The sequence below is a fragment of the Amycolatopsis sp. EV170708-02-1 genome (assembly GCF_022479115.1).
In the GTDB taxonomy this organism is placed as follows: Bacteria; Actinomycetota; Actinomycetes; order Mycobacteriales; family Pseudonocardiaceae; genus Amycolatopsis.
Window position 1 is genome coordinate 590,453 of sequence record NZ_CP092497.1, and the last position, 14,292, is coordinate 604,744.

At 69.2% G+C, this 14,292-nt stretch carries 10 protein-coding genes, 2 pseudogenes and 1 riboswitch; of the genes and pseudogenes, 8 read left to right on the forward strand and 4 right to left on the reverse strand.

Annotated features, from left to right (window positions below; all coding sequences use genetic code 11):
• Nucleotides 1–22: 22 nt before the first annotated feature.
• The 6 genes from MJQ72_RS02465 (at nucleotide 23) to MJQ72_RS02490 (ending at nucleotide 8,055) form a co-directional block, all read left to right on the forward strand.
• Nucleotides 23–310: a transposase gene (locus MJQ72_RS02465; protein WP_240597361.1), complete on the forward strand. Its 288-nt coding sequence runs from the start codon at nucleotides 23–25 to the stop codon at nucleotides 308–310.
• A complete protein-coding gene (locus tag MJQ72_RS02470; protein ID WP_240597362.1) occupies nucleotides 307–1,188 on the forward strand; it encodes an IS3 family transposase in 882 nt (293 codons plus the stop codon). Before MJQ72_RS02465 ends, MJQ72_RS02470 begins: the two co-directional genes overlap by 4 nt.
• Before the next feature lie 146 nt (nucleotides 1,189–1,334).
• Nucleotides 1,335–1,558: riboswitch (cobalamin riboswitch) on the forward strand.
• A 100-nt stretch (nucleotides 1,559–1,658) separates the two neighbouring features.
• Nucleotides 1,659–3,932 (forward strand): 5-methyltetrahydropteroyltriglutamate--homocysteine S-methyltransferase, encoded by a 2,274-nt coding sequence (gene metE, locus MJQ72_RS02475; RefSeq protein WP_240597363.1) that lies wholly within the window; start codon nucleotides 1,659–1,661, stop codon nucleotides 3,930–3,932.
• A gap of 138 nt (nucleotides 3,933–4,070) precedes the next feature.
• Nucleotides 4,071–5,516, forward strand: a complete 1,446-nt coding sequence (locus MJQ72_RS02480; protein WP_240597364.1) for a cytochrome P450 — start codon at nucleotides 4,071–4,073, stop codon at nucleotides 5,514–5,516.
• 209 nt (nucleotides 5,517–5,725) lie between these two features.
• Nucleotides 5,726–7,573: a bifunctional diguanylate cyclase/phosphodiesterase gene (locus tag MJQ72_RS02485; protein ID WP_240597365.1), complete on the forward strand. Its 1,848-nt coding sequence runs from the start codon at nucleotides 5,726–5,728 to the stop codon at nucleotides 7,571–7,573.
• 17 nt (nucleotides 7,574–7,590) lie between these two features.
• Nucleotides 7,591–8,055 (forward strand): peroxiredoxin, encoded by a 465-nt coding sequence (locus MJQ72_RS02490; protein WP_240597366.1) that lies wholly within the window; start codon nucleotides 7,591–7,593, stop codon nucleotides 8,053–8,055.
• Here the strand turns inward: MJQ72_RS02490 and MJQ72_RS02495 are convergent.
• The 4 genes and pseudogenes from MJQ72_RS02495 to MJQ72_RS02510 all read right to left on the reverse strand — a co-directional run bounded on the left by MJQ72_RS02495 (nucleotide 8,042) and on the right by MJQ72_RS02510 (nucleotide 12,147).
• A complete protein-coding gene (locus tag MJQ72_RS02495) occupies nucleotides 8,042–8,572 on the reverse strand; it encodes a GNAT family N-acetyltransferase (RefSeq protein WP_240597367.1) in 531 nt (176 codons plus the stop codon). The genes MJQ72_RS02490 and MJQ72_RS02495 overlap by 14 nt on opposite strands.
• Before the next feature lie 293 nt (nucleotides 8,573–8,865).
• The gene (locus MJQ72_RS02500; protein ID WP_240597368.1) at nucleotides 8,866–10,074 is read right to left on the reverse strand and encodes an LCP family protein; all 1,209 of its coding nucleotides are present in this window, start codon (nucleotides 10,072–10,074) and stop codon (nucleotides 8,866–8,868) included.
• A gap of 94 nt (nucleotides 10,075–10,168) precedes the next feature.
• Entirely contained in the window at nucleotides 10,169–11,431 is a 1,263-nt protein-coding gene (locus MJQ72_RS02505; RefSeq protein WP_240597369.1) for a cyclopropane-fatty-acyl-phospholipid synthase family protein, read from the reverse strand.
• Nucleotides 11,432–11,452: 21 nt separating this feature from the next.
• Nucleotides 11,453–12,147: pseudogene (locus MJQ72_RS02510) on the reverse strand (alpha/beta hydrolase).
• Nucleotides 12,148–12,278: 131 nt separating this feature from the next.
• On the opposite strand from MJQ72_RS02510, the pseudogene MJQ72_RS02515 reads away from it, so the two are divergent.
• Together MJQ72_RS02515 and MJQ72_RS02520 are read left to right on the forward strand one after the other, a co-directional pair.
• Nucleotides 12,279–13,006 (forward strand): annotated as a pseudogene (locus MJQ72_RS02515) (SIS domain-containing protein).
• An 89-nt stretch (nucleotides 13,007–13,095) separates the two neighbouring features.
• A complete protein-coding gene (locus MJQ72_RS02520) occupies nucleotides 13,096–14,289 on the forward strand; it encodes a serine hydrolase domain-containing protein (RefSeq protein WP_240597370.1) in 1,194 nt (397 codons plus the stop codon).
• The last annotated feature ends 3 nt before the right edge of the window (nucleotides 14,290–14,292 follow it).

Consider the following 14,292-nt stretch of genomic DNA (forward strand, 5'->3'; position numbering starts at 1 on the left):
GGTCTGGAGGGAGGATGTCCTGGTGTCTCGCAGGTCGAAGTATCCGGAGCAGTTCCGTCGTGACGCGATCGAGCTGGTGAACACGAGTGGTCGCCCGTTGCGTCAGATCGCTCGTGAGCTGGGTGTCAATCACGAGACCTTGCGGTCGTGGGTGAATGCCGCCAAACAGGCCGTGGAAGTCGGGCCGGTGGAGGATCGCGCGGTCGTCGATGAGGTGCAGCGGTTGCGGAAGCAGGTCGCTGAGCTGCAGAAAGAGAAGGAGATCCTGCGTCGAGCGGCCGCTTATTTTGCCAAAGAGATGGATCGATGATCTACCGCTACCGGTTCATCTCCGAGCATCGCGCCGAGTTCGGTGTGAAGCGGTTGTGTCAGGTCCTGGGTCTGCGCCGGCAGGGTTTCCACGAGTGGGCCGCGGCCGGGGCGGCCCGTGAGGCCGCGGCGGAACAGGAGCGGGAGCTGGTGGTGGTGATCGCGTCGATCCACGCGCAGCACCGGGGTGCCTATGGGCGGCCCCGGATCACCGCGGAGCTGCGCCGGCGCGGGCGGGTGGTGAACCACAAGCGGGTGGAGCGGTTGATGCGTGAGCAGGGCCTGGTCGGGAGCACCCGCCGCAAACGCCGGTCGCTCACCAAGGCCGATCCGTCGCCGGTCGCGGTGGTCCAGGATCTGATCCGCCGTGATTTCACTGCCGAGCGCCCTGGTCAGCGGTTCGTCGGGGACATCACCTATCTGCCCACGTTCCAGGGCTGGCTTTACCTGGCCACGGTGATCGATCTGCACAACCGTGAGGTCGTCGGGCACGCGATGGGCGATCACCTGCGCACAGACCTGGTCTGCGACGCGATCGCCCTGGCCACCGCACGCGGCTTGATCCGCCCCGACGCGGTGTTCCACTCCGACCGCGGCGTCCAGTACACCTCCGGCCGATTCCGCGCCGCGCTCACCGAGCACAGGATCCGGTCCTCGATCGGACGGGCCGGATCCTGCTACGACAACGCCGTCGCCGAGTCGTTCTTCGCCACCCTCAAAACCGAGATCGGCACCACCATCTGGCGCACCCGTGACCAGGCACGACACGACCTATACCGCTACCTCCACTACTACAACCACGACCGTCTACATTCGACAGTCGGCCACCGAACACCCCACGAAACCCGAACCAGCTACAGCCACCACCAAACCGCGTGAAAACCCCGTGTCCGCCATCCGGGGACAACTCCACGAGTTGCGCCCTCAATCACGCGAGTTCGCCGTTCAATCACGCGTGTCGTCCGTCTGATCACGCGTGTCGTCCGGTTCGTCACATGTCCGGCGGCGCCGTTGCGTCCCTGAGTACGCTCCGAAGTGCTACTGGTTCGCCCGGCCGTCCAGGCCGGGCGAGGTAACAGGGAACCCGGTGCGAATCCGGGACTGCCCCGCAGCGGTATGTGGGAACGAAAGCCGTCACCGTGCGAGACACGGTAAAGCACTGGGACATGGCGCCCCGGGAAGCGACGGCCGGTAGGAGCGAGCGAGTCGCCCACGAGTCCGAAGACCTGCCCGTGGTACGCGCGCCGACGGCGTGCGTGAGTCCGGGCCTCGTGGGATGGGCACGACCGAACGGCGGTCACTCCTGCGCGCGCTCCGGGCTCCGACGACAAGCTCGCGAGGAGAGAGCTGTGACCGAAATCGGCACGACGGTGCTGGGCCACCCCCGGATCGGACCGGACAGGGAACTCAAGCGTTCACTCGAACGCTATTGGGCGCGCAAGATCGACGAAGCCGAGCTACTCGGCACCGGCCGCGCGCTGCGCACCCGCGCCTGGCGGGAACTCAAGGACGCGGGGCTCGATTCCGTCCCCTCCAACACGTTCTCCCATTACGACCAGGTGCTCGACACCACCGAGCTGTTCGGGGCGCTGCCGGAGCGCTTCACCACGCTTGGTCTCTCGCCGCTCGACACCTACTTCGCCGCCGCGCGCGGAGTGCAGGACGCGCCGGCGATGGAGATGACGAAGTGGTTCGACACGAACTACCACTACATCGTCCCCGAACTCGGCCCGGGCACGACGTTCTCGCTCACCGGCACCAAGCCGCTCGACGAGTACCGCGAAGCCCGCGCGATCGGCGTCGAGACGCGGCCGGTTCTGGTCGGACCGGTGACGTACCTGCTGCTCGCGAAGCCGGCTGAAGACGCACCGGAGGGTTTCCGCCCGCTGGAGCTGCTCGACAACCTTCTCGACGGCTACGTCGAACTGCTCCGCCGCCTGCACGACGAAGGCGTCGAGTGGGTCCAGCTCGACGAGCCCGCCTTCGCCGCGGACCGCACGGAGCGGGAGCTCAACGCGCTCATCCGCGCCTATCACCGCCTCGCGAAGGAGACCGCGCGGCCGAAGATCCTGGTCGCCGGGTACTTCGGCGGGCTCGGGCGCGCCCTCGGCGTGCTCGCCCGCTCCCCGATCGACGCCATCGCGGTCGACCTCGTCACCGATGGGTCCTTTGTGGACGCGGTCGCCGCCGAACCCGCCTTGCGGGACAAGGAGGTCCTGGCCGGTGTCGTGGACGGGCGCAACGTCTGGCGCACCGACCCGACCCGCGCGCTCAGCCGCGCGGCGATGCTGCTGGGCACCGCGAAGTCGGTCAGCGTGTCGACGTCCTGCTCGCTGCTGCACGTGCCCTACGACGTCGAGCGGGAGGACGGGCTCCACCCGCGCCTGAAGGGCTGGCTCGCTTTCGCCAGGCAGAAGGTCGACGAGGTCGTCCTTCTCGGGCGCGCCTTGAAGGAAGAAGGAGTCGACCTCTCGGCCGCCCGCGCCGCGGCCGCGGATCGCGCGACGGCGGCCGACCTGGCCGACTCCGGAGTACGCGCCCGGCTGGAGGCGTTGCGGCCGGAGGACACCGTCCGCTCCCCCTACGCCGAGCGCGCGGCGGCGCAGCAGGCCGCGCTGAAGCTGCCGCCGTTGCCGAGCACCACGATCGGCTCGTTCCCGCAGACCACCGAGGTCCGCAAAGCGCGGGCCGCGCACAAGGCGGGTTCGCTCGACGACGCGGGCTACGAAGCCGCGATGAAGGCGGAGATCGAGCGCGTCGTCCGGCTGCAGGAAGACCTCGGCCTCGACGTGCTGGTGCACGGCGAGCCCGAGCGCAACGACATGGTGCAGTACTTCGCCGAACGGCTGGCCGGGTTCGCGGCCACCGACTTCGGCTGGGTGCAGTCCTACGGTTCGCGCTGCGTCCGGCCGCCGATCCTGTACGGCGACGTCTCCCGCCCGGAGCCGATGACGGTCGAGTGGGCCCGCTACGCGCAAGGCCTCACCGGCAAACCCGTCAAGGGCATGCTGACCGGGCCGGTGACGATCCTGGCGTGGTCCTTCGTCCGCGACGATCAGCCGCTGGGCGAGACCGCCCGTCAGGTGGCGCTGGCCATCCGCGACGAGGTGCACGACCTCCAGGAGGCGGGCATCCGCGTCATCCAGGTCGACGAGCCGGCGCTGCGGGAGCTGCTCCCCCTGCACGCGGCGGCGCACGAGGCGTACTTCGCGTGGGCGGTTTCGTCGTTCCGGCTGGCGACTTCCGGGATCGACGACGCCACCCAGATCCACACGCATATGTGCTATTCGGAGTTCGGTGAGGTGGTCAAGGCGATCGACGCGCTCGACGCCGACGTCACCAGCATCGAGGCCGCGCGGTCGAAGATGGAGGTCGTCACCGACCTCGGCGCGGCGGGCTACGGCCGCGGTGTCGGGCCGGGTGTCTACGACATCCACTCCCCGCGCGTGCCCGGCGTCGACGAGGTCAGCGACCTGCTGAGGACCGCGGTCGGCGCCGTGCCTGCCGAGCGGATCTGGGTCAACCCGGACTGCGGCCTGAAGACCCGCGGCTACGCCGAGGTCGAACCGGCCCTGCGGAACCTGGTCGCGGCCGCCCGCGTGGTCCGCTCCGAGCTGGCCTGACCGGTCCGTGAGGGCCTCCTTCCCTACCTTCAAGGTAGTGAAGGAGGCCCTCACGGAACTTCCATCGAGGTATTGTCAGGACGTCAACAAGGGTGCGATGGTGGACCGGTAACCGATCTCAGCGGGGAGATGGTCACCATGGCGAACGCCGTCGAAAAGGTCACCGGGGCGCTGCGCGAGCGGGTTCCGCCGCTCACTTCGATCCCCCTGCCACGCTCGGTCGACCAGCGCTGGCTCGGCGCGACCTGGCCGGTCCGCGAACTCGCGCCCGCCCCGCCGGGCCTCAAACCCGTCCTCGGCGACGAAGGCCCGCCGGTCGTCGGGCACGCGCTGGACTTCATGCGCTTCGGCATCGAGTTCGGCCTCAAACGCTACGAGACCTACGGGCCGGTGTCGTGGATGGGCGCGTTCGGACGCCGCATCGTCGCGCTCACCGGCCCGGAGGCCACCCAGATCGCGCTGGTGAACAAGGACAAGGCCTTCTCCCAGGAGGGCTGGAAGTTCTTCATCGAGCAGTTCTTCGACCGCGGCCTCATGCTGCTCGACTTCGGCGAGCACCATCTGCACCGCCGGATCATGCAGGCGGCGTTCACCCGGCAACGGCTCACCGGGTACGTCGACCAGATGGGACCGGCCCTGCGCGACGGCATCGCCGCGTGGGCCGACCGGCCGAACCCGCGGATCTACTGGTCCCTCAAACAGCTCACGCTCGACGTCGCGACGCGCGTGTTCATGGGCATGCGCTCCGGCGACGACGCGGCCGCGATCAACCGCGCGTTCGTGAACTCCGTGCGCGCGGGCACGGCCATCGTCCGGTTCCCCGTTCCCGGCGGCCGCTGGGCCGCGGGATTGCACGGCCGCAAGGTCCTCGAACGCTACTTTTCGGCGAACCTGCCCGCGAAACGGGCGAGCGACGGCGACGACCTCTTCACCGCGTTGTGCCACGCCACCACCGAAGACGGCGACCGCTTCACCGACTCCGACGTCGTCAACCACATGATCTTCCTGATGATGGCCGCGCACGACACGTCGACCATCACCAGCGCCGCCGCCGTCTACCACCTCGCCAAGAACCCCGAATGGCAGGAACGCGCGCGCCAGGAATCGCTCGCGCTCGGCGACGACGTGCCGGACATCGAGGCGCTGGAGACGCTGACGACGCTGGACCTGGTGATCAAGGAGGCCCTGCGGCTGGTGGCCCCGGTTCCTTCCCTGACCAGGAAGACCGTGAAGGACACCGAGGTTCTGGGGCATTTCATTCCCGAAGGGACACTCGTCGGGGTCTCTCCGACCGTCAACCATTTCTCGCCGGAACACTGGACCGACCCGATGCGGTTCGACCCGGACCGGTTCGGCGAGGACCGCCGGGAGGACAAGTCGCATCGTTACGCGTGGATGCCGTTCGGCGGCGGGGCGCACAAGTGCATCGGGCTGCATTTCGGGACGTTCGAAGTGAAGGCGCTGCTGCACGAGATGCTGCGGGCGTACCGGTGGTCGGTCCCGGAGGGCTACACCGCGCGCTGGGATTACGTCTCGCTGCCCGTTCCCGCGGACGGCCTGCCGATCCGGCTGGCCGCCCGCTGAAGCCGGACCAAACGGACAACCACGATCGAGTACTCTTGGTAACTTCCGGTCACCACTCGTGTAGCAGCGATCACCCTTTCAGCCGGTAGACACCCCGGATCGCGCATGATGCCGTGGCACTACACCCGGTCGGCTCATACCTAGTGTGGGCCCATGGGCTCGGACACCCGGTCTGAGCTGGCCATCAACCGCGCATGAAGAGGTGAAGTGTGCCCGAACCTGGTTCCGCGCCAGGGTTGGTGGACGTCGCTCGGAGATGGGCCGAGACGCTCGCTGACACTAAAGGAGTATCGCTTCCCAAGGAGCAACTCGAACAGCTGCTGCTCGGCGTCGCGCAGGACGCCGTCCGCGCCGAGCCCGATCACCAGCCCGCGCTGCTGCGCTTCTCCAAGCTCTACTCCGCCTCCCCCATCGGGATCGCGCTGGCCGACTCCGACGGCTCGATCGTCGAGGCGAACGCCGCGCTCGGCACGCTTCTCGGCTGCCGTCCCGCCGAGCTGCGCGGACGGAAGATCCCCGATCTCGGCTCCGCCGACCACGACGTCGCCCGCCTGCGGAACGGGCTCGCGCAGCTCATGACGCTCGGCCAGCCGACCCAGCAGGAACGGCTGCTGATGGACCACACCGAGGAAGGCACGCTCTGGGTCGACGTGACCCTGACCGACCTCCCGGGTGACCGGCCCGGTACGACCTATCCGGTGCTGATGGTCGCCGACGCCAACGAGATCCACCTGCTCCAGGAACGGCTGCTGCACCAGAACGTGCACGACCCGCTGACCGGCCTGCCCAACGCCACCGCGTTCGGCAACGCCCTCGAAACCGCGCTGGCCGGCTCCGTCGGCGATCAGGTCGCGCTCGTCTATCTCGACGTCGACGGCTTCAAGGTGATCAACGACGGTCTCGGGGCCGGCGTCGGCGATCAGGTGCTGCGCGGGGTGGCGAAGAAGCTCACGTCCGTGTTCACCGGCAGGCACGACGGTTCGGTCGCCCGGCTCTCCGGCGACGGGTTCGCCGTCCTGTTGCGCGGCGACTTCACCCCGCCCGAGGTGATCACGCTGGTCGAGCAGGCCTTGGAGGAACTGGTCGAGCCGATCTACGTCGGCGGGCACGGGATCGGGGTCAGCGCGAGCGCGGGCATCGTCGTCCGCCCGGTCGCCGAAGGCGGTCCCGAAGACCTGCTTCGCGCCGCGGAGATCGCCCTGCACCGCGCCAAGGAGGCGGGCAAGGCGCAGTGGATGCTGTTCGACCCGGAACTCGACGCGCGTGACCGTGGCCGCTACCAGCTCGGCGCGGTCATCGCGGGCGCGCTGGAGAACGGCGAGTTCTCGCTGATCTACCAGCCGACGGTGAAGCTCGCGAATCCCGACCAGCTGGCCGCCGTCAACGCCGGGCTGCGCTGGAGCCATCCGGAGAAGGGCGAACTGGATTCCGACGAGTTCTATCCGCTGGCACAGATCACCGGGATGACCATCCCGCTCGGCCGGTGGCTACTGGCCGAATCGCTCGCCGCCACCGCGCGATGGCGGAGCAGGTTCGGCGACGCGGCCCCCGACGTCTGCGTGCGGCTGCCGAACCGGCTGGCCATCGAGCCCGATCTCGTGCTGCTCGTCAAGGAACAGCTCGACCGGCACAACCTGCCCGCCCAGGCGCTGCGGCTGTGCACGGACCGCGAATCCGTGCTCGATCCCCACGGTGAGGTCCTCGACTCGTTCGCCGTACTGGCCGATCTGGGTGCCCAGCTGGTGCTGACCATCTCCGGTTCGGACGATCTGGAGCTGATCCCGCGGCACGGGCTGCCCGTCCGCCACGTGATCCTGTCCGGCGCGGTCGTCGACGCGCTGGCCGACGGCGAGGACGAGGCCGACGTCCGCCATCTGTGCCAGCTGGTCGCCAGGGCCAAGGAGCTGAAACTGCGCATCGGCGCGGAAGGCGTCCACAGTCACGAACAGGCCGAACGGCTGCGGCGGTACGGCGTCCTCGCGGCACGTGGTTCGTTCATCGCGGATTCCGCGACCGGGGACGAGGTCGACGAGCTGATCGAACGGCACGCCCACTGACGTGACAGGATCGGTCCATGGACCAAGGTGACCTCGCCCCGGACTTCACGCTGCCCGACGACAAGGGTGAAGAGCGCACGCTTTCGGACTTCCTCTCGTCCGGCCCGGTGGTGCTGTTCTTCTACCCCGCCGCGATGACCAGCGGCTGCACCGCGGAAAGCTGCCATTTCCGCGATCTGGCCGCGGAATTCGCCGAAGTGGGCGCGCACCGCGTCGGCATCAGTCCGGACGCCGTCGCCAAGCAGCAGGAGTTCTCCGCCAAACACGGCTTCGACTACCCCCTGCTGTCCGATGTGGACGGTGTGGTGGCGAAACAGTTCGGCGTATGGCGCAAGTTCAGCCCGCTGCACGCCAAGCGGCACACCTTCGTCATCGACACCGACCGCAAGGTGCTCGAAGTGATCAAGAGCGAGCTGAAGTTCACCGTGCACGCCGACAAGGCGCTCGCGGCCTTGCGCGAGCGCGCGGCTAAGGACGCTTGAGCCGCCAGATCTTCATGACACCCGCGCAGGCGGGGGCGAGCGGTGGTTCGGCGGCCTCGTCGCCGATCATCGTGAACCCCAGCCGCGCGGGCACGGCCCCGCTCGCGAGGTTCTTCTCGTCGTGCCGGATCTCGACCTCCGGCGCGCCGAGCCGGAAAGCCTCGTCTGCCAGGAGCTTCGCGGCCCTGGTCGCGAAGCCGCAGCCGGTGTGGTGCCTGCCGAGCCAGTAGCCGATCTCGATCCGGTCCGGATGCGTGATCATGCCCGCGCCGCCGACGAGGTCTTCCCCGGTGAGGATCGCGAAGTCGTAGGTCTTGCCGTCGGCCCAGTTCTTCGCGGTCAGCTCAAGGAAGTCGGCGGCTTCGGGGCGGCCGTAGCCGAAGGCGGCCCAGATCATCCAGGCGCCCAGATGCCCGGCCGAGTCCCCCGCGACGGCCGCGAGGGTTTCGAGCTGCTCCGGCTTCCAGCGGCGCAGCGTGACGACTTCGTCGGCGAGGGTTTCGGCAGGCGCTTCCATCAGGCTCCTTGTGAGTGGTAAGGACGGTTAGAACCAAGACGTTGGCCTGGTGGTCGCAGGTCCGTGAGGGCCTCCTTCCCTACTCTCAAGGTAGGGAAGGAGGCCCTCACGGACTACGCGATCGCTATCCGCAGCCTCGGCGACACCACTGGTCCCAGCAGTCATCGCGGGTGACGCCGAGGAAACTCGACCTTCACACCTCGCCAAGTACGTGATGGCCCCCTTCACTGCGCTAGACGCAAGGAAGGGGGCCATCACGTACCTCCGGGCCGAGCAAGGGGTGAGACCGGAGGTCAGGTCAGGATCGCGCTGTCCGGGATCTCCGTGTCGTTCTTCAACGCGTCGAAGAGCAGCTTCGACTTCGTCTTGTCCCAGTTCTCCGCCGAACCGCTGGTCACCGGCACCGTCGTGGTGACGACGCCACCCGAGGAGATCCCGCGCATCGCCAGCGCCAGCCCGACCAGGTTGTGCACGTGGTCGCCCGAATCCATGGTCAGCGCGTCCGGCGCGGTCGACAGCAGGGGGAACAGCGTGAACGGGTTCAGCAGCGTGCCCGGGCTGCCGATCTCGCTGACCATCGCGCCGATGAACTTCCGCTGGTTGGCGACGCGGTCGAGGTCCGAACGCGGGGTGGCCTCGCTGTGCCGCATGCGGACGAACCCGAGCGCCTGCGGGCCCTGGAGGTCCTGGCAGCCCGCGGGGATCTTGATCTTGGTGAGGGTGTCCTCCATCGGCTTCTCGACGCACATGTGCACTCCGCCGATCGCGTCGACGATCTTCGCGAAGCCGCCGAAGCCGATCTCGGCGTAGTGGTCGATGCGCAGGCCGGTGGCGCCTTCGACGGTCTGCGCGAGCAGCGTCGGGCCGCCGATCGAGAACGCCGCGTTGATCTTGTTCTTGCCGTGCCCGGGAATGCTCACCTGCGAGTCGCGCGGGAGGCTCAGCAGCGTCGGTTTGACGCTGTTGGACGGGATGTGCGCGATCATGATGGTGTCGGTCCGCTTGCCGCCGCCGGCGGCCTTGGAGTCACCGGTGACCAGCTTCTCCTGCTCTTCGGGGGTCAGCCCGTCCCGGCTGTCGGAGCCCACGATCAGCCAGTTGGTGCCCTCGGCCGCGACGGGACGGCCGGAATAGTCGGCCAGCGCGTCGACGCGGTTGATCGAGAACTCCAGGTACACCCACACGCCGGCGAGGAACACCACGAACACGGTCAGCAAGGTGAGCAGCACCTTGCCGAAGCCCCAGCGCTTACGCCGCCGCGGCGGGCGCGCGTCGTCCATCGGGCGCCCCGGAGGGGGCTGCGGCGGGCCTGGGCGGCGCGGAGGCGGGCCCGCGGGGCGCTCCTGGCCTCCGTGCCCCATGGGCGTCGTCCGCTCGTCGTACGGGCTGCTCCCCCGGCCCGGCAGCGGCATCATCTGCGCGGGCTGGTGCCGCCGGGGGCGGCCGGACGGCGGCCGTTGTGGCGGCATCCGTCGCCCTCGGTCGTCGCCTCCATACGTCATGCCGAATCACCCGTCCCGATCTCGCGTGTGGGGCCCAGTCAACCGCAGACCCTAGGTGAAGGACGTCCGGCACCCCGCATCGGTTGGGTGGTCGTCACCGTCCGTTTTCGGCGAATCCGAACTGGTGGACCTTGAGATACCCGGAACGGAACCCCGCTTCGGAGTACGCCAGATAGAACTCCCACATCCGTTTGAACACGTCGTCGAAGCCCAATTCGGTGATCTCGCCCCACCGCTGGGTGAACCTTTCCCGCCACAGCCGCAACGTGCGGGCGTAGTCGTGGCCGAATTCGCGCACCCCCTCCAGCCGCAACCGCGCGTGCTCCAGCAGGCCCTGTTCGACGGAGGTGGTCGACGGGATGAGCCCGCCGGGGAAGATGTACTTGTGCATCCAGGTGTACGAACGGGCCGCGGCCACCATGCGCTCGTGGTCCATGGTGATCGCCTGAAGCCCCAGTCTTCCGCCCGGTTTCAGCCGTTTCCCGATGGTCTCGAAGAACGTCGGCCAGTACGCCTCCCCGACCGCTTCGATCATCTCGACACTCACCACGGCGTCGTACTCGCCGGAGGAGTCGCGGTAGTCGCACAGCCGGACGTCGACGCGGTCGGCGAAGCCCGCCGCCGCGATGCGTTCGGTCGCCAGCGCCGCCTGCTCGTCGGAAATGGTCAATGACGTGACCGTGGCCCCGCGCGCGGCGGCCCGGATCGAGAGTTCGCCCCAGCCGGTGCCGATCTCGAGCACCGTGCTGCCTTCGCGGACGCCGGCGTAGTCGAGGACGCTGTCGATCTTGCGGTGCTGGGCGGCGGTGAGGTCGTCGTCCGGACCGAACAACGCCGACGAGTACATCATCGACGGGTCCAGGAACGCGCCGAACAGGTCGTTGGACAGGTCGTAGTGGCGATGGATGTTCGCCCGCGCACCCTCGACGGTGTTCTCCTCGCCGTCCGGGTGGCCGCGATCGACGAACCGGCGGAACCGCTGCAGCAGCGGCGGGATGAGCGTCGCCATCCGCTCCGCGAACGGGGTCAGCACCTCGGCGAGCGCGTCGCTCGTCCAGTCGCCGACCATGTACGCCTCGCCGAAGCCGATCTTCGCGTCCACGCCGAGGCGATGGAAGAAGGCGGCGGGACGGTTGAGCCGCATTTCGGGCGCGTCCGGGCCGCCCGCGCCCAGCTGTGAGCCGTCGGGCATGCGCACGCGGACGTTCAGCGGGCGCACCGCGTGCCGGAACAACTGCTCGGCGATCCGCGCCCGGAACGGGGAATGCGGCGGGGTGGCCAATCCCGGCCACCGGGTTTCGTCGGGACCGGGCAGGCCGGACGAACCTGCCGTCCGATCGACGCTCGACGTGGACATGGGTACTCCCTCCCGCCCGGTCTAGACCGGGATCCGCAGCCGTTCCGAGCTCGGCCGATCCCAGGCTCCGCTCAGTGTTTCGTCAGTGCCCCCGGCTTCGATGAGCTCGAGTGCGAATGCCCGTACGAGACGGTTCCAGACGCGAGACCTTCGTAGCATCGCGTGCCCTTCACCGCCGATTTCGAACCGCGCCGACCGCGACGTCACCTTTTCGGCGCGTTCGGCGAAAGCGTGTGATGCCACCGGATCGGTCATGCGGTCCTTGGTCCCGTGCGCGATGAGCACGGCGCGGCCGCCGACGGCGTCGATGGGTTCACCCGGTGGTGTCCAGGGTGCCAGCGCGCAGACGCCGATGACGGCCGGATCGTCGGCGACCCGCAGGCCGACCCGTCCCCCATCGAATGGCCGACGAGGATCACCGGGACGCCAGGGTGGTCCTCGTGGATCCGGTTCAGCGCCCAGCGCGCGTCGGCGAGCGCGTCGGCGCCGTGGTCGTTCCAGCCGTAGATCCGGTTGCGCAGCAGCCGCACCTCGACCCCGTGCCCCCGGCCGGCCCGGTGCACGTCCTTCGCCAGCGGCACCATCCGCTGGTACGCCAGCCGCCACGGCGCCACGCGGGCATGACTGTGCTCCGCGCCGCCGTGCAGTACCAGCACCACGGCTTTCACCTGGCCGCGTGCTCGCCAAGTCCGCACCGCGGGATCAGCCTCGCTCACCCTGGACCCTCCAGTCTCCGAAACCCCGGCCGCAGTGATCGGGTCAACCTCGATCATGACCCCATGTATTCCACTTCGGCGATTGGTCCACGCGCTACATTCGTCGCTGATCTCCAGACGGAAGGGCGGATGTGGTGAGCACCACCGAACGTTGTGCAGACGTCGCCGGACGGCTCGCGGAGGCCGAACGGGGTAACGCGGAGCAGATCCGGAAGTCGGCCGAGCTGATCCTGGGGTCATCCGGGCCGACGCCCTGGTGTTCACCGCCGGGGCCGGTCATTCACTGGCCGCGGTCGCCGAAACCTTCTACCGGGCGGGCGGGCTCGCCTGTGTCTACCCGCTCTACCACCCCGAGCTGCTGCCGCTGCACGGCGCGCAGCACAGCACCAAGACCGAGCGCCGCTCCGGGCTCGCCGAAGAGGTGCTCGCCGAGCGCGCCCCCGGCCCGGACGACCTGCTGGTGGTGTTCTCGACCTCGGGGGTCAACCCGTACCCGGTCGAACTGGCCGCCGGGGCGCGCAAACGCGGCGCGTCGGTCATCGCGGTGAGCTCGGCCGCGTCCGTGGCCGCGGCGCCCAAACGCGCGGCCACGACGCTGATCGAAGAGGCGAGCATCGTGCTCGACTCCCACGTCCGTCCCGGCGACTCGAGCTATCCACCGGAGGCGCCGCGGACCGCGCCACTGTCCACAGTGATCAACGCGTTCCTCTGGAACCTCGTGCTCGCCGAGGTCGTGGACCTCGGTGCGGCGCAGGGCGTCGACATCCCGCTGTGGCGCAGCTCCAACGTGGACGGTGGCGACGAGGCCAACGCCGCGCTGCTGGCCAAGTACGGCGCGCGGGTCCCGGCGCTGCGGTAGCGATCCGCAGGGACGGGCCTCTTGACTCGTCCCCGCGACACTCCTACGGTCACATACCGACCGGTCGGTGTCCGCAGGAGGTCCGTGCCATGACCGAGATCCACGGTGAATGCGCGGCGGACTTCGAACCCGTCCGGGCCGCCTTCGAGGAGAACTTCGCCGCACGCGGTGAGATCGGCGCCGCGTTCTCGGTGACCCGGCACGGCGAGACCGTGGTCGACCTCTGGGCGGGCTGGGCCGATCCGGACCGGACGACCCCGTGGCGAGCGGAGACGCTGACCAACGTCTGGTCGACCACCAAGGGCATGACCGCGCTCTGCGCGCACCACCTCGCCGACGCCGGCGCGCTCGACATCGAGGCTCCCGTCGCGAAGTACTGGCCCGAGTTCGCGGCCGCGGGCAAGCAGGACATCCCGGTGCGATGGCTGCTCTCGCACCGCTCCGGGGTGACCGGGATCGGCCTCGACCGGCCGGTGGCGGTCGAGGAACTGTACGACTGGGACCACATCACCGGACTGCTCGCCGCGCAGCCGCCGCTGTTCGAGCCGGGGACGGCCAGCGGCTACCACGCGCTGTCGTTCGGCTTTCTCGTCGGCGAGGTGATCCGCCGGGTGAGCGGGCAGGACGTCCGCGCGTACTTCGCCGAGCACATCGCCGGTCCGCTGGGCGCGGACTTCCGGATCGGCCTGGATTCCGACGACGATCTGGCACGCTGCTCCACCCTGGTCGAGCCCGTGCTCAGCGCCGAGATGAAGACCGCGCTGACCCAGGCGTTCGCCAACGCCGGCCCCGTCGCCCTCGCGGCGCTGGCGAACCCGCGCGTCCAAGGCCGCGACGCCAACGAACCCGGCTGGCGGCGCGCGATCCTGCCCGCGCTGAACGGGCACGGCACCGCCCGGGCCATCGCGACCGTCTACGGCGCGCTCGCCTCCGGGCGGCTGCTCTCGGCGGAAGCGCTCGCGACGGCCCGCGAAGGGCAGGGCCGGGAGGCCGACGTCGTCGGCGGGCTGGGCAACGAATGGGCGCTGGGGTTCTACCTCGGCAGCGAGGAACGCGGCTTCGGCCCGAACCCGCGCGCGTTCGGGCACGACGGGCTCGGCGGCTCGTCCGGCGGCGCCGATCCCGAGAGCGGGATCGCCTTCGGCTACACGATGAACCGGATGGGGCCGCTGATGCGGGACGATCCGCGGAAGATGGCGCTGGTGAACGCGACCTTCGCGTCTCCCGCCCTCGTGAGTGGCGAGGACGGTTCTAACCGTCCTCGCCACTCACGAGGCACCTGAGGG

What these genes read in the sequence shown, in the direction of transcription:
- MJQ72_RS02470 (WP_240597362.1), top strand. Translation starts at nt 307, where the DNA reads ATGATCTACCGCTACCGGTTCATCTCCGAGCATCGCGCCGAGTTCGGT.
- MJQ72_RS02480 (WP_240597364.1), top strand. Translation starts at nt 4,071, where the DNA reads ATGGCGAACGCCGTCGAAAAGGTCACCGGGGCGCTGCGCGAGCGGGTT.
- MJQ72_RS02490 (WP_240597366.1), top strand. Translation starts at nt 7,591, where the DNA reads ATGGACCAAGGTGACCTCGCCCCGGACTTCACGCTGCCCGACGACAAG.
- MJQ72_RS02495 (WP_240597367.1), bottom strand. Translation starts at nt 8,572, where the DNA reads ATGGAAGCGCCTGCCGAAACCCTCGCCGACGAAGTCGTCACGCTGCGC.
- MJQ72_RS02500 (WP_240597368.1), bottom strand. Translation starts at nt 10,074, where the DNA reads ATGACGTATGGAGGCGACGACCGAGGGCGACGGATGCCGCCACAACGG.
- MJQ72_RS02505 (WP_240597369.1), bottom strand. Translation starts at nt 11,431, where the DNA reads ATGTCCACGTCGAGCGTCGATCGGACGGCAGGTTCGTCCGGCCTGCCC.
- MJQ72_RS02520 (WP_240597370.1), top strand. Translation starts at nt 13,096, where the DNA reads ATGACCGAGATCCACGGTGAATGCGCGGCGGACTTCGAACCCGTCCGG.